At 38.1% G+C, this 22,117-nt stretch carries 22 protein-coding genes and 2 other annotated features; of the genes, 19 read left to right on the forward strand and 3 right to left on the reverse strand.

The features are described from left to right. Positions 1–17: 17 nt before the first annotated feature. From AC1DTM_RS04005 to AC1DTM_RS04025, 5 genes are all read left to right on the forward strand, one after another. A complete protein-coding gene (locus tag AC1DTM_RS04005) occupies positions 18–458 on the forward strand; it encodes a D-tyrosyl-tRNA(Tyr) deacylase (RefSeq protein WP_002111994.1) in 441 nt (146 codons plus the stop codon). 166 nt (positions 459–624) lie between these two features. Then, a complete protein-coding gene (locus AC1DTM_RS04010; protein ID WP_002015300.1) occupies positions 625–801 on the forward strand; it encodes a hypothetical protein in 177 nt (58 codons plus the stop codon). Positions 802–855: 54 nt separating this feature from the next. Continuing rightward, positions 856–1,086, forward strand: a binding site (T-box leader). Between the two features lie 69 nt (positions 1,087–1,155). Continuing rightward, the gene (gene hisS / locus AC1DTM_RS04015; protein ID WP_033714928.1) at positions 1,156–2,427 is read left to right on the forward strand and encodes a histidine--tRNA ligase; all 1,272 of its coding nucleotides are present in this window, start codon (positions 1,156–1,158) and stop codon (positions 2,425–2,427) included. A gap of 11 nt (positions 2,428–2,438) precedes the next feature. Beyond that, complete coding sequence (gene aspS / locus AC1DTM_RS04020; protein ID WP_002160387.1) at positions 2,439–4,220, forward strand: aspartate--tRNA ligase; 1,782 nt, start codon at positions 2,439–2,441, stop codon at positions 4,218–4,220. 501 nt (positions 4,221–4,721) lie between these two features. Further along, positions 4,722–5,489 (forward strand): tRNA threonylcarbamoyladenosine dehydratase, encoded by a 768-nt coding sequence (locus tag AC1DTM_RS04025; RefSeq protein WP_016106218.1) that lies wholly within the window; start codon positions 4,722–4,724, stop codon positions 5,487–5,489. Between the two features lie 229 nt (positions 5,490–5,718). Here AC1DTM_RS04025 and AC1DTM_RS04030 read toward each other — a convergent pair whose 3' ends face one another. After that, complete coding sequence (locus tag AC1DTM_RS04030) at positions 5,719–6,360, reverse strand: RsfA family transcriptional regulator (RefSeq protein ID WP_016106217.1); 642 nt, start codon at positions 6,358–6,360, stop codon at positions 5,719–5,721. Between the two features lie 37 nt (positions 6,361–6,397). After that, positions 6,398–7,684: a replication-associated recombination protein A gene (locus tag AC1DTM_RS04035; RefSeq protein ID WP_002111985.1), complete on the reverse strand. Its 1,287-nt coding sequence runs from the start codon at positions 7,682–7,684 to the stop codon at positions 6,398–6,400. 290 nt (positions 7,685–7,974) lie between these two features. On the opposite strand from AC1DTM_RS04035, the gene cymR reads away from it, so the two are divergent. From cymR to AC1DTM_RS04070, 7 genes are all read left to right on the forward strand, one after another. Then, positions 7,975–8,391 (forward strand): cysteine metabolism transcriptional regulator CymR, encoded by a 417-nt coding sequence (cymR, locus tag AC1DTM_RS04040; RefSeq protein WP_000704117.1) that lies wholly within the window; start codon positions 7,975–7,977, stop codon positions 8,389–8,391. Between the two features lie 35 nt (positions 8,392–8,426). Then, the gene (locus AC1DTM_RS04045; RefSeq protein ID WP_016106216.1) at positions 8,427–9,572 is read left to right on the forward strand and encodes a cysteine desulfurase family protein; all 1,146 of its coding nucleotides are present in this window, start codon (positions 8,427–8,429) and stop codon (positions 9,570–9,572) included. 16 nt (positions 9,573–9,588) lie between these two features. Continuing rightward, positions 9,589–10,704, forward strand: a complete 1,116-nt coding sequence (gene mnmA, locus AC1DTM_RS04050) for a tRNA 2-thiouridine(34) synthase MnmA (RefSeq protein ID WP_002160392.1) — start codon at positions 9,589–9,591, stop codon at positions 10,702–10,704. A gap of 110 nt (positions 10,705–10,814) precedes the next feature. Beyond that, positions 10,815–11,474 carry a tetratricopeptide repeat protein gene (locus AC1DTM_RS04055; protein WP_016106215.1) on the forward strand — a complete coding sequence of 220 codons (660 nt, stop codon included), beginning with the start codon at positions 10,815–10,817 and terminating at the stop codon, positions 11,472–11,474. Between the two features lie 107 nt (positions 11,475–11,581). Continuing rightward, positions 11,582–13,918, forward strand: a complete 2,337-nt coding sequence (gene recD2, locus AC1DTM_RS04060) for an SF1B family DNA helicase RecD2 (protein ID WP_016106214.1) — start codon at positions 11,582–11,584, stop codon at positions 13,916–13,918. 127 nt (positions 13,919–14,045) lie between these two features. Beyond that, positions 14,046–14,234 carry a hypothetical protein gene (locus tag AC1DTM_RS04065; protein WP_002015288.1) on the forward strand — a complete coding sequence of 63 codons (189 nt, stop codon included), beginning with the start codon at positions 14,046–14,048 and terminating at the stop codon, positions 14,232–14,234. An 18-nt stretch (positions 14,235–14,252) separates the two neighbouring features. Then, positions 14,253–14,381 (forward strand): YrzQ family protein, encoded by a 129-nt coding sequence (locus AC1DTM_RS04070; protein WP_002015286.1) that lies wholly within the window; start codon positions 14,253–14,255, stop codon positions 14,379–14,381. Positions 14,382–14,416: 35 nt separating this feature from the next. Here AC1DTM_RS04070 and AC1DTM_RS04075 read toward each other — a convergent pair whose 3' ends face one another. Further along, entirely contained in the window at positions 14,417–14,629 is a 213-nt protein-coding gene (locus tag AC1DTM_RS04075) for a hypothetical protein (protein ID WP_002160395.1), read from the reverse strand. 176 nt (positions 14,630–14,805) lie between these two features. On the opposite strand from AC1DTM_RS04075, the gene AC1DTM_RS04080 reads away from it, so the two are divergent. From AC1DTM_RS04080 to AC1DTM_RS04110, 7 genes are all read left to right on the forward strand, one after another. Next, positions 14,806–15,873: an AI-2E family transporter gene (locus tag AC1DTM_RS04080; protein WP_002138436.1), complete on the forward strand. Its 1,068-nt coding sequence runs from the start codon at positions 14,806–14,808 to the stop codon at positions 15,871–15,873. 112 nt (positions 15,874–15,985) lie between these two features. Further along, positions 15,986–16,204: a binding site (T-box leader), on the forward strand. A 41-nt stretch (positions 16,205–16,245) separates the two neighbouring features. Next, the gene (alaS, locus tag AC1DTM_RS04085) at positions 16,246–18,888 is read left to right on the forward strand and encodes an alanine--tRNA ligase (protein ID WP_477000050.1); all 2,643 of its coding nucleotides are present in this window, start codon (positions 16,246–16,248) and stop codon (positions 18,886–18,888) included. Positions 18,889–18,966: 78 nt separating this feature from the next. Then, positions 18,967–19,233 (forward strand): IreB family regulatory phosphoprotein, encoded by a 267-nt coding sequence (locus AC1DTM_RS04090; protein ID WP_002111976.1) that lies wholly within the window; start codon positions 18,967–18,969, stop codon positions 19,231–19,233. 3 nt (positions 19,234–19,236) lie between these two features. After that, positions 19,237–19,650 (forward strand): Holliday junction resolvase RuvX, encoded by a 414-nt coding sequence (gene ruvX, locus AC1DTM_RS04095; RefSeq protein WP_002160397.1) that lies wholly within the window; start codon positions 19,237–19,239, stop codon positions 19,648–19,650. Positions 19,651–19,662: 12 nt separating this feature from the next. Then, positions 19,663–19,941 (forward strand): DUF1292 domain-containing protein, encoded by a 279-nt coding sequence (locus AC1DTM_RS04100; RefSeq protein ID WP_002111975.1) that lies wholly within the window; start codon positions 19,663–19,665, stop codon positions 19,939–19,941. A 241-nt stretch (positions 19,942–20,182) separates the two neighbouring features. After that, the gene (gene mltG, locus AC1DTM_RS04105; protein ID WP_002145640.1) at positions 20,183–21,253 is read left to right on the forward strand and encodes an endolytic transglycosylase MltG; all 1,071 of its coding nucleotides are present in this window, start codon (positions 20,183–20,185) and stop codon (positions 21,251–21,253) included. Between the two features lie 215 nt (positions 21,254–21,468). Beyond that, positions 21,469–22,110, forward strand: a complete 642-nt coding sequence (locus AC1DTM_RS04110; RefSeq protein WP_002034114.1) for an O-methyltransferase — start codon at positions 21,469–21,471, stop codon at positions 22,108–22,110. Positions 22,111–22,117: the final 7 nt, after the last annotated feature.

Below are 22,117 nucleotides of genomic sequence, written 5' to 3' on the forward strand. Positions count from 1 at the left end.
TAGGGAGTGTAGAAAAGATGAGAGTTGTTTTACAACGATCAAAGGAAGCGTCTGTCACAGTAGATGGTGAGATTGTAGGACAAATTCCATTCGGTTTAACATTACTAGTTGGCATTACGCATGAAGATACAGAAAAAGATGCAACTTATATCGCAGAAAAAATTGCAAACCTACGTATTTTTGAAGATGAGAGCGGAAAGATGAACCACTCTGTACTTGATATGAAGGGACAAGTTCTATCTATTTCGCAATTTACATTATACGGAGATTGCCGTAAAGGAAGACGTCCAAACTTTATGGATGCTGCGAAACCTGATTATGCAGAGCGTTTATATGATTTCTTTAATGAAGAAGTTCGTAAACAAGGACTACATGTGGAGACAGGGCAGTTCGGAGCAATGATGGACGTTTCTTTAATCAATGATGGTCCGGTGACCTTAATTGTAGAAAGTAAATAGTGTTGCCGGGGAAGAGAGGATTATAGGATCCTCTCTTTTTTCATACATTGTGGTATGTTTTGTTTAGTTATTTGGAATCAATAGCTGTTTCGGCTATGTATAACTATCTCATCAATATGGAACAATAAAAAGTAAAACATCCATATTGAATGTGAGGGATATACGTATGCGTATGAATGAAAAAGGGCATTCTGTTACAAATGGTGCAAATCAACTGTTTAACGTAAATTTACATGATTTTATTTCAAAAGAACAAAACAATACTTCAATGGAGCTTGCTTCTGAGTTTGGAATTTCACTACAAGATGTAAAGCGCCTAAAGAAGCAAATTGAGCGCTCTTAGAGCACTTGACAATCCTACTCAACAAACGTATAGTAATTTTATATTTACATATGAATATAGCCGTTGATAGAGGAGAGTAAATGAGATACACATGGAAAGAGAAGAAATGTCCTAGGCTGAAAACATTTCTACATGATGACTGATTGAATGACACTCTGTAGGTTTCAACTTGAAAGGCTTATACGCTTAGTAGAGATGAACGCAAATTTAAGCGTTATTAAAAAAGTGGAAGCATACGTGCTTCAATTAGGGTGGCACCACGGGTATAATACTCTCGTCCCTACTGTTCAAACAGTAGAGGCGGGAGTTTTTTTATTTTTATTAAGATTAAAACAATTTGAGGAGGAACTGAATATGTCTATTCAAATCCCACGCGGAACGCAAGATATTCTTCCAGGTAGTGTTGAGTTATGGCAGTATATCGAAGGGCAAGCGCGCGACATTTGCCGTCGTTACAATTATAAAGAAATTCGTACACCAATTTTTGAGCACACAGAGCTATTTTTACGTGGTGTTGGTGATACGACAGATATCGTACAAAAAGAAATGTATTCATTCCAAGACCGTGGAGAGCGTAGTTTAACATTACGTCCAGAAGGTACTGCACCTGTTGTACGTTCTTACGTTGAAAACAAAATGTTCGGTGATGCAACGCAACCAACAAAATTATACTATATCGGCCAAATGTTCCGTTATGAAAGACCACAAGCAGGTCGCTATCGTCAATTCGTACAATTCGGTATTGAAGCAATTGGTAGTAACGATCCAGCAATTGATGCAGAAGTAATTGCACTTGCTGTAGAGTTTTACCGCGGTATGGGCTTGAAAAATATTAAAGTTGTATTAAATAGCTTAGGTGATGCAGCGAGTCGTCAAGCACACCGTGATGCGTTAATTGCTCACTTTGAGCCGCGCATCGGAGAATTCTGTTCTGATTGCCAATCTCGCTTAGAAAAAAACCCTCTTCGTATTTTAGACTGTAAGAAGGACCGTAATCATGAATTAATGAGCACGGCACCATCTATTACAGAATACTTAAACGAAGATTCAGCAGTATACTACGACAAAGTACAAGAACTACTAACGATGATGGATGTTCCATTTGAGAAAGATCCGAATTTAGTACGTGGTTTAGACTACTACCAACACACTGTTTTTGAAATTATGAGTGAGGCAGAAGGTTTCGGTGCTATCACAACATTAAGTGGCGGTGGCCGTTATAACGGACTTGTACAAGAAATCGGTGGACCGGAAATGCCAGGTATCGGTTTTGCGATGAGTATTGAGCGTTTAATTATGGCGCTGAAGGCTGAAAATATTGAGTTACCAATTGAACATAGTATTGATTGTTACGTTGTAGCACTTGGTGAAAAAGCGAAAGACCAAGCTGCGAAAATTGCGTTTGATCTTCGTAAAGCTGGACTAGCAGTTGAAAAAGATTATTTAAATCGCAAAATGAAAGCACAATTTAAATCTGCAGATCGTTTAAATGCGAAATACGTAGCTGTATTAGGGGAAGATGAGCTAGATAAAGGCATCATTAACTTAAAAGATATGGCAACAGGCGGACAAGAAGAAGTAGCGTTAGATGTATTTGCTTCATATGTAGCAGAGAAATTAATATAGGGGGAACTAAAGTGGCTGAAAGAACACATGCATGCGGAAAAGTAACAGTAGAAGCGGTTGGACAAACAGTTCAATTAAAAGGTTGGGTACAAAAACGCCGTGATTTAGGTGGATTAATCTTTATCGACTTACGTGACCGTACAGGTATCGTACAAGTTGTATTTAACCCAGAAACATCAAAAGAAGCGTTAGAAGTAGCAGAAACGATTCGTAGCGAATACGTATTACACGTAGAAGGTACAGTTGTTGAACGTGGTGAAGGCGCAATTAATGATAATATGGCAACTGGTCGTATTGAAGTACAAGCATCGAAAGTAAACGTATTAAACGCAGCGAAAACAACGCCAATCATTATTGCTGATGATACAGATGCATCAGAAGATGTGCGTTTAAAATATCGTTACTTAGACTTACGTCGTCCTGCAATGTTCAACACATTCAAAATGCGTCATGACGTAACGAAAACAATTCGTAACTTCTTAGATACAGAAGAGTTCTTAGAAGTTGAAACACCAATTTTAACGAAGAGCACGCCAGAAGGAGCTCGCGACTATTTAGTACCAAGCCGTGTGCATGATGGTGAATTTTATGCATTACCTCAATCTCCGCAGCTATTTAAACAGCTTCTTATGGTCGGTGGATTTGAGCGTTACTATCAAGTAGCACGTTGTTTCCGTGACGAAGATTTACGTGCGGACCGTCAACCGGAATTCACGCAAATTGATATCGAGGCATCATTCTTAACACAAGATGAAATTTTAGAAATGATGGAGCGTATGATGACGAAAGTCATGAAGGATGCAAAAGGTGTAGAAGTTAGTGCACCATTCCCTCGTATGAAATATGCTGATGCAATGGCTCGCTTTGGTTCTGATAAGCCGGATACACGCTTTGAAATGGAACTAAAAGACCTATCTGAATTTGCAGTAGGTTGTGGATTTAAAGTATTTACAAGTGCTGTAGAAAACGGCGGACAAGTAAAAGCGATTAACGCAAAAGGTGCAGCGAGCAAATACTCTCGTAAAGACATCGATGCATTAACTGAATTCGCAAAAGTATACGGTGCAAAAGGTCTAGCTTGGCTTAAAGTTGAAGAAGACGGCTTAAAAGGACCGATTGCGAAATTCTTCGGTGAAGAAGATGCAAACGTGTTAATGAGTACATTAGAAGCGGATGCTGGTGACTTATTACTATTCGTAGCAGATAAGAAGAGCGTTGTTGCAGATAGTTTAGGTGCACTTCGTTTACGTTTAGGTAAAGAACTTGAGCTAATTGACGAAAGTAAATTTAACTTCCTATGGGTAACTGATTGGCCACTTCTTGAGTACGATGAAGATGCAGATCGTTACTTCGCAGCTCATCATCCATTCACAATGCCATTCCGTGAAGATGTTGAACTATTAGAAACAGCACCAGAAAAAGCACGTGCACAAGCATATGACCTTGTATTAAACGGTTATGAGCTTGGTGGTGGATCACTTCGTATTTACGAGCGTGACGTACAAGAAAAAATGTTCAAAGCACTTGGATTCTCACAAGAAGAAGCACAAGAACAATTCGGATTCTTATTAGAAGCATTCGAATACGGTACACCACCACATGGCGGAATCGCATTAGGTTTAGACCGTCTTGTTATGTTACTTGCAGGTCGTACGAACCTTCGTGATACAATTGCATTCCCGAAAACAGCAAGCGCAAGCTGCTTATTAACAGAAGCTCCAAGCCCAGTTGCAGAAGCGCAGCTTGAAGAGCTAAGCTTAAAATTGAGCGTGAAAGTGAAAGAAGAGAAGTAAGAATAGAGTCTAGATGGTTATACTATAGCCGTCTAGGCTTTTTTTATAGAGATTGTTTAAAAAGTCCGGTTTAGATAACAGTCGCATCTCATCGTTACGTATGCTAGTCCGGTGCTCGAGTAGTATCCCTACACTGTGCTCCTCCTAGCATAAGTGCCTCGATCTGCTCGGTTCTCTAAATCCTCCTTTTTAAACGTATATTGAAGAGGAAGTTTAAAAAGTCCGGTTTAGATAACAGTCGCATCTCATCGTTACGTATGTTAGTCCGGTGTTCGAGTAGTATCCCTACACTGTGCTCCTCCTAGCATAAGTGCCTCGATCTGCTCGGTTCTCTAAATCCTCCTTTTTAAACGTATATGTAAGAAAAAAGTCCGGTTTACATTATGTTTTCCTTGTTTGAAATACGTATTTTTAGGAATTCTATAACTTTTTCTATACAAATAGTCGGAAAAACGCTAGAATACATGGTAGACCATTTTTGTAATAGGAGTGTAGAGCTGAATGTTACATCAATTTTCACGTAATGAATTAGCCTTTGGAAAAGAAGGCCTTGAAATATTAAAAAATAGTACAGTCGGTATTTTAGGAATTGGCGGCGTAGGGTCATTTTCGGCAGAAGCGCTAGCACGTTCTGGCGTAGGACGTCTTGTATTAGTTGATAAAGACGTTGTAGATATTACAAACGTAAACCGTCAAATTCACGCGTTAGTATCTACTGTAGGACGTTCAAAAGTAGAATTAATGAAAGAGCGTATTGCGGACATTAATCCGGAATGTGAAGTAATTGGACTAGAGATGTTTTATACAGATGAAACATATGAAGAGTTCTTTAAACAGGGTTTAGATTTCGTAGTAGATGCATCTGATACGATTACGTTCAAAATTCATTTAATTAAACAATGTTTACGTCGTAAAATTAAAATTATCTCATGTATGGGTGCGGCAAATAAAATGGACCCAACTCGTTTCCGTATTGCGGACATTTCAAAAACACATACAGATCCAATTGCGAAAGTAATTCGTACGAAGCTTCGTAAAGATGGTATTAAAAAAGGTGTAAAAGTTGTCTTCTCTGACGAAAACCCAATCGTAATTCGTGAAGAAGTACGTAAAGAAATCGTACCAGACGAAAATGCAAAAATTCGTAAAGCGAAATTACCACCTTCTTCAAATGCATTCGTACCATCTGTGGCAGGCTTAATTATGGCAAGTCACGTTGTACGTGAACGTATTAAAAACGTAGAAGTGAAGCGTGTAGGGCAAGAATAAAAAGGAAGCATATATCCGCCTAGGGTATATGCTTTTTGTATGTTTTAAAGAAATATTATTAATGTCAATTTTTGTCGGTAAATCGATATTCTATGTCGAATGGTTGATATATTTCGAGTTGTGATAGATATATTCGGAAAATCGTTAATATAATTTCATTTACCGAGGCGATGTTTGCCGTAGTAATAAACAGGGATGTCACTAAGTTGAAAAAGTGACATCCCCATTTTCAATTTTCTGCTGAATATATAATATCTAAATTTCCATTTTGATCGGTTTTGAAAATCGGAGCAATTTGCTCTTCTTGTTCTTCGACCGAAACAAGTTTTCGAGCACGATCCATAATTCTAACAAGCATTGCATAATCTTCTTCGATTGCTTGTTGTTTTTTTGTGAGAACAGCTAATTTTGCTTCAAGTTCATTATTCGTTTTTTGCAGGGAAGTGAGCTGATCTTGTAATACGTCATTTTCAGTTTGTAACTTTGCGAGTGAAGGGTTATTGTGCTCCAAGTTTTGCAAAAATGAGATGACATTTTGCATTGTAAGATCTTGTTTATTTGGGGCAATATCTTCTGAAAACTCGGCATCGATTACGAGCTGCCGAGTTTGTGTGAACTGCTCTTTTTCTATTTTAGCTTCCGAACGCTTTAATTCTTTACGTTGTTTTTTTGCAATTTGCACCGCATCTTCATAATATGGTCTTACTTCAGCATTCCATCTAAAGCCACAAGCTGCTGAAGTTCGGTTTAATGTATCACCAACTTCATCGAATGCTTTTATTTGTGTACTTCCGCTGCGAATATGTCGTAAAACAGTTTCTGCTAAAAGGAGATCGTCTTCTTTTGTCCATGCATCTTGACGTGTTTTCATAAGCGAAGCCTCCGTAATGGTGACGTTTTCGCTTATATTACCCTTTATTCTTCATTTTATGCGAACTTTGTAATCTTTCATAAACAGTAGAAAGTGCTTGTTCAAATTTCCCTGTCGTTTTCGGTTTATAATATTGCTTGTTTTTAATTTTATCAGGTAAGTATTGTTGTTGTACCCAACCGTTTGGGTGATCGTGTGGATATAAGTATCCGATGCCTCTTCCTAATGATTCGGCTCCTTTATAATGACTATCTTTTAAATGACTTGGAATATCGCCTGTTTGGCCATTACGTAAATCGTGTAGTGCGGCATCGAGTGCTTTATAGGCCGAATTTGATTTCGGTGATAGACAAAGTTCAATAACAGCATTTGCAAGTGGTATGCGTGCCTCTGGGAAGCCGACCCGTTCAGCTGATTCAATCGCTGCAAGTGTACGTTGTCCAGCTTGTGGGCTAGCAAGTCCGATATCTTCATATGCCATAATAAGCAGACGTCTACCGATGCTTTGTAAGTCACCAGCTTCAATAAGACGTGCTAAATAATGAAGCGCGGCGTTCACATCACTTCCGCGTACTGATTTTTGAAAAGCAGATAAAACGTCATAGTGAGCATCGCCACCTTTGTCGTGAACGAAACTCTTTTTTTGTAAGCATTCTTCTGCGATTTCAAGTGTAATTTCCGCGGCTTTGTCGTCAGTTGTAAAGCTAGATAAAACAGCTAGTTCAAGTGCATTATAAGCTGAGCGCATATCTCCGCCTGACGCATTTGCAAAGTGATGTAATGCTTCATCCGTAACAGTTACATCATATTCCCCAAGCCCTTTTTCTTTATCTTCAAGCGCTCGTTTTAAGCCAATTAAAATATCATCTTCTGTTAATGCGTGTAATTCGAAGATTTGACAACGACTTCGAATAGCAGAATTAATAGCATGGAACGGATTGCTTGTCGTTGCACCAATTAAAGTAAGAAGTCCGCTTTCTAAATGGGGTAATAGAAAGTCTTGCTTCGCTTTATCTAGCCTATGAACTTCATCCAGAATTAAAACGAGGTGCCGATGCATCTTCGCTTCTTGTACGACAACTTCCATATCTTTTTTATTATGAGTAACAGCGTTTAAGAGGCGAAACGGGGTTCCAGTGCTTCCTGCAATTGCGCTAGCGATTGATGTTTTTCCTGTGCCTGGAGGACCATATAAAATCATTGATTGAAAATGATTTGCTTGGACCATTCGCCATAAAATCTTGCCTTCACCAACTAAATGCTGTTGTCCGATAATTTCTTGAATATTTGTAGGGCGCATTCGATGTGCGAGTGGTTGTTTCATTTGACCCTCTCCCTTAATGTATAATCTCATTCTATCGTATCATTTTTTTTTATGAAATTTGAAATAGGATGCTGTTTTATGGGAAAAATGAAGGGGAATATTTTCATTTTTCTTTCAATTGTAATAATTTCCGAGTTTTTCAATGTGATTTTATGTTATCATTTTGATACACAAGTTGAAATTTCTTATAATACTATATTATGCTATAATTTCATAGGATTTTAAATTGTGTTCTTTTATAAATAAGATATAACCAATAGAAGTGAAAATTTGAAATGAGGTGCAAATAGATGAAGATTTCAACGAAAGGCCGCTACGGCTTAACAATTATGATCGACCTTGCAAAAAAATTTGGTGAAGGCCCAATTTCATTAAAATCAATTGCGCAGGCACATGACCTATCTGAGCATTATTTAGAGCAATTAATTTCACCACTTCGTAACGCTCGTCTTGTAAAGAGTACGCGCGGGGCATATGGCGGATATGTATTATCTGATCAGCCAGTCAACATTACAGCTGGAGATGTAATCCGTGTACTAGAGGGTCCAATTAGTGTTGTAGAAATGATAGAAGAAGAAGAACCAGCACAACGCCAATTATGGATGCGTGTTCGTGATGCGGTGCAAGAAGTATTAGATAGTACAACTTTAGAAGATTTAGTACGTTATGAGGAAGAAAATCACGGGGGCTATATGTTTTACATTTAATTCCTTGTGAAACGATTTGGAAAGAAGGAGATTTAATGGAACGCATTTACTTAGATCATGCTGCGACATCTCCGACTCACCCAGAAGTGGTCGAAAAGATGATTCCATATATGACAGAAACATTTGGAAACCCGTCTAGCATTCACTTTTATGGGCGTCAAACGCGCCATGCGGTAGATGAGGCGAGACGTGTGTGTGCACGTAGCATTCACGCGAGTCCAAATGAAATTATATTCACGAGCGGTGGTACAGAAGCTGATAATTTAGCACTTATAGGTGTAGCGCGCGCGAATCGTCACAAAGGTAACCACATTATTACAACGCAAATTGAACATCATGCGATTTTGCATACGTGTGAATTGTTAGAGCGTGAAGGATTTGAAGTGACGTATTTACCTGTTGATGAAACAGGGCGTGTTCAAGTTTCTGACATACAAAAGGCACTAACGGAAGAGACGATTCTTGTATCTATTATGTTCGGGAATAATGAAGTAGGGACAATGCAACCAATTGCGGAAATAGGTAAGCTGTTAAAAGAACATCAAGCTTATTTCCACACAGATGCTGTACAAGCCTACGGTTTATTATCGATTGATGTGAAAGAATTTGGAATTGATTTATTATCAATTTCAGCTCACAAAATTAACGGACCAAAAGGTGTCGGGTTCCTATATGCTGGTGCAAATGTGAAGTTTGAACCGTTATTAATAGGCGGAGAGCAAGAAAGAAAACGTCGTGCGGGTACTGAAAATGTACCTAGTATTGCTGGACTTCAGCAAGCAATTTTGCTAGCTGAAAAAACTCGTGAGCAAAAAAATGCCCAATATGAAGAGTTTAAAGATATAATGGTATCTGTCTTCAAGAATGAAGACATTACTTTCGAGGTAAACGGAAACTTGGAATATCGCTTACCACATGTGTTTAATGTAAGTTTTACAGGAATGAATATTGAACCATTTCTTGTAAACTTAGACTTAGCTGGCATTGCAGTATCAAGTGGTTCTGCTTGTACAGCTGGTTCGATTGACCCATCACATGTATTAGTGGCGATGTTCGGAAAAGATTCCGATCAAATACGTTCATCCGTACGCTTTAGTTTCGGTCTTGGAAATACGAAAGAGCAAATTGAAAAAGCGGCGTACGAAACAGTGAAAATCGTGAAGCGATTAACACAAAATTAGCATGGGAGGTGACATGATGAACAAACTACCTCACGAAACACGCGTTGTCATCGGGATGTCCGGTGGCGTCGATTCATCTGTAGCAGCTCTTTTATTAAAAGAGCAAGGTTATGATGTAATCGGAATTTTTATGAAAAACTGGGATGATACAGATGCAAATGGTGTCTGCACAGCAACAGAAGATTACAATGATGTAATTGAAGTGTGTAACCAAATCGGCATTCCGTATTATGCAGTAAACTTTGAAAAACAATACTGGGATAAAGTATTTACGTACTTTTTAGATGAGTACCGAGCTGGTCGTACACCAAACCCAGATGTAATGTGTAACAAAGAAATTAAATTTAAAGCATTTTTAGAGCATGCAATTGCACTTGGTGCTGATTATGTAGCAACAGGTCATTATGCACGCGTTGCTTATATGGACGGCGAATATAAAATGCTTCGCGGCGTTGATGACAATAAAGATCAAACATATTTCTTAAATCAATTAAGCCAAGAGCAACTATCAAAAACAATGTTCCCATTAGGTGAATTAAAGAAACCACAAATTCGCGAAATGGCGACAGAAGCTGGTTTAGCGACAGCGGCGAAGAAAGATAGTACTGGTATTTGCTTCATCGGTGAGCGTAACTTTAAAGATTTCTTAAGTAACTATTTACCGGCGCAACCAGGTGTGATGCAAACATTATCTGGTGAAGTGAAAGGGAAACATGATGGTTTAATGTACTATACAATTGGACAACGTCATGGCCTTGGTATTGGTGGTAATGGTGATCCATGGTTTGCTGTTGGGAAAAACTTGAAAGAAAACATTTTATATGTTGACCAAGGATTCCATAACGAACTTCTATATGGTGATGAAGTTATTGCTACGAATGTAGGCTGGGTAAGTAATAAAGCGAAGGAAAAAGAATTTACGTGTACAGCGAAATTCCGTTATCGTCAAGCAGACAATAAAGTAACGGTTCAAATCGTTGATGAAAATACAGTTCGTATTCTTTGTGATGAGCCAATTCGTGCGATTACGCCAGGCCAAGCAGTTGTTTTCTATGATGGAGATGAGTGCTTAGGCGGCGCTACAATTGATGAAGTATATCATAGTGGTAAGAAATTAGATTATTTAGGATAACACGAGAAGCCTCTGCCGATTAGCGGTTAGAGGTTTCTTTTACATAAAGCGAATTTTTGTTCGCTTGGAAAATACATTCTTTGTTATAATTTGTTGTAGAGGTGAAGGATATGTCAAACAAACTTGAAACAGGTATTAAATATATGCAAGAAGGAAACTGGGAAGAAGCAGCTGAAAATTTCACAGAAGCAATCGAAGAAAATCCGAAAGATGCGCTTGGATACATTAACTTTGCGAATTTATTAGATGTATTAGGTGATAGTGAGCGAGCAATTTTATTTTATAAACGTGCAGTAGAATTAGATGGTAAATCTGCGGCTGCTTATTATGGCTTAGGAAACGTATATTACGGTCAAGAGCAATTTGCAGAGGCGAAGGCTGTATTTGAACAAGCGATGCAAGCGGGATTACAATCAGCTGACGTAACATTTATGTTAGGTATCACACATGTGCAACTTGGAAATGATCGTCTTGCGCTGCCATTTTTACAAAGAGCAACTGAATTAGATGAAAATGATGTAGAAGCTGTTTTCCAATGCGGACTTTGCTTCGCGCGACTAGAACATATTCAAGAGGCAAAACCTTATTTTGAAAAGGTATTAGAAATGGATGAAGAGCATGCGGATGCGTATTATAATTTAGGTGTTGCGTACGTATTCGAAGACAATAACGAGAAAGCTCTTACTTTATTTAAGAAAGCGACTGAAATTCAAGCAGACCACTTTTTAGCTGGTAATGGTATTCGTTTATTAGAGCAAGAAGCTGAATAAAGTGAAATTATAGTTTAATGCGCAGTTACCCCTCATCTAAAGATTGTGAAAGAGGTGGGGGATGTACTGCTCATTAAAGTGAAAAGAACTCGGAAAGGAGAGGAAATATGGGAAATCAACATGCAATGGATTTGTTTGAGGAAGAGAAAAAATTTATAAAAGCGCAAGTTCTTCATACCATTTTCCACAACGAAGAAAACCTCTATTCCGTTGTCAGTATGAAAGTCATTGAAACGAATGAAACATACGACGAAAAAAAAGTAATGATAAACGGTCATTTTCCCCGTATGCATGAAGATGAAGTGTTTACATTAACAGGTCATTTTAAAGACCACCCAAAGTATGGAAAACAATATTTAGTTGAAACGTTTAAAAAAGAACTGCCACAAACAAAAGCAGGTATGGTGCAATATTTAGCGAGCGATTTATTTAAAGGGATTGGAAAGCGTACAGCCGAAAAAATCGTGGACCATCTTGGTGAGCATGCGATTTCTAAAATTATGGATGATCCGGATGCGTTAAGTGGTGTTGTAAACAAGCAAAAAGCGCAGGAAATATATGAGACGATTATTGAGCATCAAGGGCTCGAGAAAGTGATGAGTTTTTTAAATGGTTACGGTTTTGGAACAAAACTTTCTATTAAAATTTATCAGCAATATAAAGAGATGACATTAGAAGTGATTCGTAATAATCCGTATAAACTTATTGAAGAAGTGGACGGAATTGGATTTGGAAGAGCAGATGATATAGGGCGTGCAATCGGAATAACGGGCAATCACGACGACCGTGTACGTGCAGGGTGTTTTTATACGTTAGAGAATATTTCATTACAACTCGGTCACGTGTATATGGAAAAAGGTCAGCTTGTAAGAGAAACGATGTCACTTTTAAATAATCAAGAAGGCAGAGTGACTGAGGAAGATATTGTAGGCTGCGTTGAAATGATGCAAAGCGAAGGGAAAGTCATTATAGAAGAAGAGCGAGTGTATTTAGCTTCTTTATTCTATTCTGAGAAAGGCGTTGTAAAGTCGATCCGTCGTCTTATGAATCAAGAAGAAACCCCTGCATTCCCTGAAGCAGAAGTGTTAAAAACATTAGGAGAAATTGAAGAACAGCTAAAGGTGCAGTATGCGCCGCTTCAGCAAGAAGCAGTTCAAACTGCACTTCATAAGCCGATGATGCTATTAACAGGTGGACCAGGAACGGGGAAAACAACAGTTATTAAAGGGATTGTTGAAATGTATGCATCACTTCACGGAGTATCATTAAATCCGAATGAATATAGTGATGATAATCCATTTCCGATTTTATTAACGGCTCCAACTGGAAGAGCAGCGAAGCGAATGAGTGAATCGACGGGGCTTCCGGCGTGCACAATTCATCGTCTACTCGGTTGGACGCCAGAAGGATCTTTCCAGCGTAATGAAACCGATCCAGTACAAGGAAAGTTACTCATTATTGATGAGTTTTCAATGGTAGACATTTGGCTTGCAAATCAGCTGTTTAAGTCGCTTCCGACAAATATTCAAGTTATCGTTGTAGGTGATGAAGATCAGTTGCCATCTGTAGGACCTGGACAAGTGCTAAAAGACTTATTGAATGCAGGTGCAGTTCCAACGGTCAAGCTTACAGAAATTTATCGTCAAGCGGAAGGGTCATCTGTTATTCAGCTTGCCCATGCGATAAAAGGTGGTGCGCTTCCGCCAGATTTAGCACAAAATAAAAAGGATCGTTCCTTTATTTCTTGTACAGGCGCTCAAATCGTTGAAGTTGTAAAAAAAGTATGTGAAAATGCCAAGACAAAAGGATTTAGCGCAAGAGATGTACAAGTGTTGGCACCTATGTACCGCGGACCAGCAGGTATTAATGTGTTAAATGAAGCTCTCCAAGAAGTGTTTAATCCGAAAAGGGAAAAAAGTAAAGAAATTGCATACGGTGACGTTGTATACCGCAGAGGAGATAAAGTACTGCAACTCGTCAATCAGCCGGAAAGCCAAGTATTTAATGGTGATATCGGAGAAATCGTTTCGGTGTTTTATGCGAAAGAAAACGTTGAGCAACAAGACATGATTATCGTTTCATTTGATGGGATTGAAGTAACGTATACAAAGCCAGATTTAAATCAAATTACACATGCATATTGCTGCTCGATTCATAAATCACAAGGTAGTGAATTTCCGATTGTTATTATGCCGATTGTAAAAAGCTATAACCGTATGTTACGTCGTAATTTAATTTACACGGGTATTACAAGAAGTAAGAAATTCCTTATTATTTGCGGGGAGGAAGCAGCTTTTCAATCCGGTGTGAATCGCCTTGATGATGCAATGCGTCAAACGACTTTAGCTGGTCGATTGCAAGAATCACAAGGAGAAGTGCAAATGGTGACGGTTAATGGTGAAGAAATGGATGTGGAAAACATTTCACCGTATGATTTCATGTAACAAGGTGAAATTATATAGTGAAACTTTCAAACGTATAACGTTGWAAKGCTCCAGTAATGTATAAATGAATGCAGTTTGGACATAATGGCGAATAGAATCTGGGAGACTGTAAGGAGATGAAAGCCATATGTTCAGTTGTCCAAATTGCAAAGGGAAAGACATCGGAAAAATAGGTGTCAACCAATTTTATTGCTGGAATTGTTATATCGAATTATCGGTTTCAAAGGGGAAAATCCATACACATCAAGTAGAGGAAGATGGTTCATTAAGCTCTCTTGATGATTTATTTGATGATAATGAAAGAACGATCGGATAACGAAAAGGGGGATTTACTTTGAATCTACGCAATTCATTAATCGCATTAGGTGTTGGAGCTGCAGCATATCAATATGCTCGCAAACAAGATGTATTCTCAAAACGCAATGTGAAAAAAGCACGTAAGATGATTAAGTCTTATTTATAAGGCGTAAAAACTCCCTTCATGATAAGGGAGTTTTTTTATGTGCTTGTATGCAAATATAAAAGTCCGATTTCAGAGAAGAGATAAGATAAACCGTAACATCCAACGCCAAGCATTCCATAATGCCATAAGTGCTTCGCTCTTTCTTTTCGCGAGGAACGAATAAAGAAGCCTTTCCAAATACCAAACCCGATACAAATCCATTCAAGAAGCATAAAAAGCGCGGATAATGCAAGCATAAATAAGATCATTATGAGCCCTCCTGATTATATTTTGACATTTTGTATTTTCATGGGTGGTTGTCCTTATTATGTTAAATATATGTACGTCTTTAAAAAACAGTATGGTCTGTATAAAAAGATTTTAAAACTTTTGCACATAACCTAACCTATTTATTTTCAAAATAAAGGTGGAGGAGGTTTTTCGTGTGAAGAATCTTAAAATCATTTGGATATATCGTTTAGGATTATTGTTACTCGTTTTTCTTTGTTTGCTCGTCTTTTTAAAAATTAAGCCACTATGGGCACCGATTATTTTTGTATTTAAAGTGGCGATCACACCGTTTCTTATTGCTTGTTTTATTGCTTATTTATTACACCCTTTAATTGAAAAAATCCATAAGGAAGGAATGCCACGCACACTTGCTATTTTGCTCATTTATATTCTTTTCTTTGGCGGAATTGGCTATGGGATTTATAAAGGAACGCCAGTTGTTATTAAACAGTTACAAGAAATTAATGAACAATTTCCGCAGTTTACAAAAATGTACGATTCTTGGATGGATGGAGTTACAGAACAAACAGCGAATTTCCCATCATTTATTCATGAAAAGGTAAAGCAAATTTTCGTTGGTGTAGAAATGAAGATACAAACGCTTTTAAATAAAGTTATGAGCACAGCACGTGGTGTACTGGATTCATTGCTCATTATTTTCTTAATTCCGTTCATTGTATTTTACATATTAAAAGATTACGGTGAGTTTTATCATATTTTTTGGAAACTAGTTCCGAGTAAGTGGCGTAGTACGGGTCAAATGCTTGCGAAAGAAATTGATAAGTCACTCGGAAGTTATATTCGAGGACAGTTATTTGTTTGCTTAGTATTAGGGGGAGTATCTGTTCTTTCTTTTTGGTTTATCGGTATGAAATATCCGTTATTACTCGGTATTATTATTGGGGTAACGGATATAATCCCATACTTTGGTCCTATTTTAGGGGCGATTCCGACGTTGATGATTGCGGCAACGGTATCAACGAGTTTACTCATTAAGGCGGGAATTACGATTGCTATTTTGCAATTTTTGGAAAGTAACATTTTATCGCCTTACATCGTTGGTAAGTCGCTTCGTATGCATCCTGTGATTATTATGTTTGCGTTACTAGTAGGGGGAGAAGTTGCGGGGATTGTAGGATTACTAATATCGGTTCCTATTTTAGCGGTCATTCGGACAGTGGTCGTTCATGTGAGGCCTCTTTGGAAAAGAGAAGATATTTAAAATGAAAAGTAGATGCTTATGTAGCTAACGAAAATGTGTGTAGTACAATATAATTATTATTATCTACATTGACAAACTTAAGAGAATTCTATTATATTTAGTCATATAATACATTAAATCAATGACGGAACAAGTATGTTACAGTCCATTTATAGAGAGAAGCTTCCAATGGCTGAAAGAAGCTTTAAATGAAGGGTAACAGAAAGCTAATCCTGAGAGCAGCTAATCACTGCCGTCTTGCCACGTTACGGCACCATGAGGTGATGAATTGATTGTTATAATAATCAATTCATAATTAGGGTGGTATCGCGAGTTAACTCTCGTCCCTTTTATTAGGGGCGGGAGTTTTTTATATTTAAGGAGGAAAATACAATGAAACAACTAACAGGCGCACAAATTCGTCAAATGTTTTTAGACTTTTTCCAAGAAAAAGGACATGCAGTAGAACCAAGTGCATCACTAGTTCCGCACGAGGATCCATCTCTTCTATGGATTAATAGTGGTGTAGCGACATTAAAGAAATATTTTGACGGACGTGTAATCCCGCAAAACCCACGTATTACAAATGCACAAAAATCAATTCGTACAAACGATATTGAAAACGTTGGGGAAACGGCTCGTCACCATACATTCTTTGAAATGTTAGGGAACTTCTCAATCGGTGATTACTTCAAAGAAGAAGCAATTACTTGGGCTTGGGAATTTCTAACGAGCGACAAGTGGATCGGATTCGATAAAGAATTACTATCTGTTACAATTCATCCGGAAGATGAAGAAGCATTCACAATTTGGAATGAGAAAATGGGTGTTCCAAAAGAACGCATCATCCGTTTAGAAGAAAACTTCTGGGATATCGGTGAAGGACCAAGTGGACCGAATACAGAGATTTTCTATGACCGCGGTGAAGCTTACGGTAATGACTTTAGTGATCCAGAATTATATCCGGGCGGAGAAAACGAGCGTTACTTAGAAGTATGGAACCTTGTATTCTCTCAATTTAACCATAATCCAGACGGTTCATATACGCCGCTTCCTAAGAAAAACATCGATACAGGGATGGGTCTAGAGCGTATGACATCTATCGTTCAAGATGTGCCTACGAATTTTGATACAGACCTATTCATGCCGATGATTGGGGCGACAGAATCAATTTCTGGCGAGAAGTATCGTAATGGTGACTTAGAAAAAGATATGGCATTTAAAGTAATTGCTGACCATATTCGTACAGTAACATTTGCGGTTGGTGATGGAGCACTTCCTTCTAACGAAGGCCGTGGTTATGTATTACGTCGTTTATTACGCCGCGCTGTTCGTTACTCGAAAAAATTAAATATCAACCGTCCATTCATGTTTGAATTAGTACCGGTTGTTGGAGAAGTAATGAAAGACTTCTATCCAGAAGTACTTGAAAAGAAAGATTTCATCGCAAAAGTTGTGAAGAATGAAGAAGAGCGTTTCCATGAAACACTTCATGATGGTGAATCAATTTTAGCTGACGTAATTGCAAAAGCGAAAGAAGAAAAAATAACTGTTATTTCTGGCGTAGATGCTTTCCGTCTATACGACACGTACGGTTTCCCGATTGAATTAACAGAAGAATATGCAGAAGAAGCTGGTATGACAGTTGATCAAGCAGGCTTTGAGAATGAAATGGAGAAACAACGTGAGCGTGCACGTGCTGCTCGTCAAGACGTTGATTCTATGCAAGTTCAAGGCGGTGTACTTGGTGAAGTTAAAGTAGCGAGCGAATTCGTTGGTTACGGTACAGTTGCAACAGAAAGTAACGTTGTTGCACTTGTAAAAAATGGCGAGTACACAGATAGCCTACAAGCAGGTGAAGAAGGACAATTAATGCTTGATGTAACGCCATTCTACGCTGAGAGCGGTGGGCAAATTGCAGACCGTGGTTATCTTCTTGCTGACGGCGTGAAAGTTCTTGTAAAAGACGTACAAAAAGCACCAAATGGTCAAAACTTACACAAAGTTGTTGTTGAAGAAGGTACATTAACGAAAGAAGCGGCTGTAAAAGCTCTTATCGATACGAAAAACCGTAGTAGCGTTGTGAAAAACCATACAGCAACTCACTTACTGCACCAAGCATTAAAAGATGTACTTGGAACGCATGTTAACCAAGCGGGTTCTCTTGTAACATCTGAACGTTTACGTTTTGACTTCTCTCACTTCGGTCAAGTACAAGCTGACGAATTAGAAAAAATTGAGCGTATCGTAAACGAAAAAATTTGGCAAAGTATTGATGTTGCGATTTCTCAAAAAGCAATCGAAGAAGCGAAAGAAATGGGCGCAATGGCATTATTCGGTGAAAAATACGGTGATGTTGTACGCGTTGTACAAGTAGGCGATTACAGCTTAGAGCTTTGCGGTGGTTGTCACGTTGATAACACAGCTTCTATCGGTATTTTCAAAATCGTTGCTGAATCTGGTATCGGTGCAGGAACACGTCGTATTGAGGCGGTAACTGGGAAATCTGCATACGAATTAATGAACGATCAAGTAGGTTTATTAAAAGAAGCAGCAGGAAAAATGAAAACAAATCCGAAAGATATTTTAACAAGAGTTGATGGTTTATTTGCTGAAGTAAAACAACTTCAAAAAGAAAACGAATCTCTTGCTGCGAAATTAAGCAATATCGAAGCTGGAAACTTAACTGATTCAGTAATGACAGTTGATGGTGTGAACGTATTAGCGGCGAAAGTAAATGTTGCAGATATGAACAATTTACGTACAATGATGGATGATCTTAAAAATAAATTAGAGTCTGCAGTTGTTGTATTAGTGTCTGTAAATGACGATAAAGTAAATATTTTAGCTGGCGTAACGAAAGATTTAATTAGTCAAGGTTACCATGCAGGTAAACTTGTGAAAGAAGTAGCTTCTCGTTGTGGAGGCGGTGGTGGTGGCCGTCCTGACATGGCTCAAGCAGGTGGTAAAAACCCAGCGCAAGTTGAGGAAGCTTTAGCATTTGTACAAGAGTACGTTAAATCTGTTTCAAAATAAAGAGATAGTAGTGTACAATGGTAGGGAGATGAGAAGTTCTTCTCTCTATACTTACTACTTACAAGTGAGGTGCTTGAAATGGACGGTTTTGATAAAACAATGAAGTTTAGCATTCAAGATGAAAAGCAGAGTGTCCATGTAAATGATGTACTTTTAACTGTGTATAATGCACTTCAAGAAAAAGGTTATAATCCGATTAACCAAATCGTCGGTTATTTATTAAGTGGAGATCCAGCATACATACCTCGCCATAAAGATGCACGAAGCATTATTCGCAAGCTTGAACGTGATGAGTTAATTGAAGAGCTTGTGAAGTCTTACTTGAAACATCATCGTGAGGAGTAGTTTATGCGGATATTAGGTTTAGATGTTGGTACTAAAACAGTCGGTGTTGCAATGAGCGATGAAATGGGCTGGACAGCACAAGGACTGGAAACAATCAGGATTAACGAAGAACGAGGCAACTTTGGTTTTGACCGTATTTCTGAGTTGGTAAAACAGTACAATGTGGACAAAATAGTAGTAGGTTTACCTAAAAATATGAATGGTACAATTGGCCCGCGTGGTGAAGCGTGCCAACAATTTGCAGAAAACCTGCGAAATCTGTTACAATTAGAAGTTGTAATGTGGGACGAGCGTTTGTCGACGATGGCAGCGGAACGTCTGCTCATTTCAGCTGATGTGAGCCGTAAGAAGCGAAAGCAAGTAATCGATAAGATGGCTGCAGTCGTAATCTTACAAGGATTTCTAGATAGTAAATAAGAGGTGACCAAAATGGAAGAAAATCAAATTACAATTGTAGACGAAAAAGGAAACGAACATTTATGTGAAATTATTTTCACTTTTGATGCTGAAAAATTCGGCAAAAAATCTTACGTAGTCTTCTCTCCAATCGGTGAAGTAGACGAAGATGGAGACCAAATCTTCGATGCAATGGCATACGAGCAAAGTGAAGAAGAGGGCGGAACATTACTTTCAATTGAATCTGAAGAAGAGTGGGAAATGGTACAAGAAATGTTTAACACTCTTGCTGATGAGCAAGACGAAGAGTAGTAATGTATAAAAAGGCGGACTGTGTACACAGTTCGCCTTTTTTGTATTCATATGCAAAATGACAGATTTTTTGTCGAAACTACTTAATTGTTTATAGTATAATAAGACGGGTTGTATGAAATGAGGCTTTAAATGAGTAGCTGTCACCAATTATTTAGAAATGATTGGTTTTGCTTTATGTTTGTAGGGCATTGTATAGAGGAAGTGTATATGGTCTACAATTAAATAAGGAGGAAGAATTTTGGTAGAGAATCAAGTGAAGAAGAAGCGTAGACGCATTTTTTTAATTTCGATTATCGCACTGCTTTTAGTTTGTGGATCAGTCTATGCGTATATTTCATCTGCATTAGGACCAGTTGATAGTGGAAATAAAAAAGAGATTGAAGTAGAGATTCCAAAGGGGTCATCTACAAGTAAAATCGGTGAGATTTTAGAAGAAAAAGGTGCTGTGAACAGCGGTACAGTTTTTAGTTTTTATACGAAAGTTAAGTCAAAAAGTTTACAAGCAGGTACATATTTATTAAATCCTTCGATGAATGCTAACGATGTCATTGAACAAATGTCATCTGGCAACGTACATCGTCCGGCTCTTTATAAAGTGACGATTAAAGAAGGAGCACAAGTAACTGAAATTGCTGAAGTGATTGCGACAGAATTAAAGTGGAATAAAGATGATGTTGTGCGTCAATTAAACGATAAAGCATTTATTCAAAAAATGCAGCAAAAGTATCCGAAGCTATTAACGGATAAAATTTTTGATAGTAATATTAAATATCCATTAGAAGGTTATTTATATCCTGCGACGTATTCGTTCTATAAGAAAGATACGACATTAGAAGAAATCGTAATTCCGATGCTTGAGAAAACGAATGCAATCATTGTTCAAAATGAGGCGAAAATGAAAGCGAAGAACTGGGATGTGCATCAACTGCTCACGTTGTCTTCACTTATTGAAGAAGAGGCCACTGGCTTTACAGATCGCCAGAAAATCTCTAGTGTTTTCTATAATCGTTTAGCGAAAGGTATGCCGCTTCAAACGGATCCGACGGTACTATACGCGCTTGGAAAGCATAAACAACGTGTATTATACGAAGACTTGAAAGTAAACTCACCGTACAATACGTATGTTGTGAAAGGGTTGCCAGTTGGACCGATTGCAAACTCTGGTAAACATTCAGTGGAAGCAGCGTTAGATCCTGCGCAAACAGATTATTATTATTTCTTAGCTGCACCAAGTGGTGAAGTGTATTATGCGAAAACATTAGAAGAACATAATGCATTAAAGCAAAAATACATTACGAAAAAACAATGAAATCGGGAGGGGTAGCGAAAAAGGTCGCACATCCCTCTTTTTTGTGGTAAAATATATCGGGTTAAAAACTGGCAGAAGAATCGTTTTTAATATCAAAACGGGACGTACAAGCTAAGGGTGAAACTGGCTTGTATTTTTATTGCATTCTATGTGTGAAAAGACAAAGGTTGACGCGTCATAGAGGCACTTCTCCATGTAAATAAGGAGGACCAATTATGGAGGACGCAGTTAACGAGTACCTATTATCATTTATTGATCCAAAAGATAAATTAATTCTTGAAATGGAAGAGTATGCAACTGAAAACCATGTGCCGATTATGGATCGACTTGGAATGGAATTTATGCTGCAATTTTTACGTTTAATTGGACCGGAAAGTATTTTAGAACTTGGAACAGCAATCGGTTATTCTAGTATTCGTATGATGCAAGCTATTCCGAACTCTCGCATTGTGACAGTAGAGCGCAATCGTGAACGATATGAAAAGGCACTTGAATATATAGAATGTTCCTCAGTAACAGACCGTATTTCTGTTATTTACGGTGATGCTTTAGAAACGGGCGAACAAGTGAAAGAACATGGAACATTTGATGTTATTTTTATTGATGCAGCGAAAGGGCAGTATCGTCGCTTTTTTGACTTATACGAACCGTTATTAAATCCTGGTGGCGTTATTATTTCAGATAACGTTATGTACCATGGTCTTGTGACGACAAAAGAGAAAATTGAAAATAGACGTACGCGTGGTTTGATTCGTCGTATTAAGACGTACAATGAATGGCTTATGAACCATGAAGGATATGATACAACGATTTTCCCAATTGGCGATGGAGTGGCTGTAAGTAAAAAGAGAGGGTGACAAAAGT

The organism is Bacillus sp. P4_D3 (assembly GCF_056401855.1).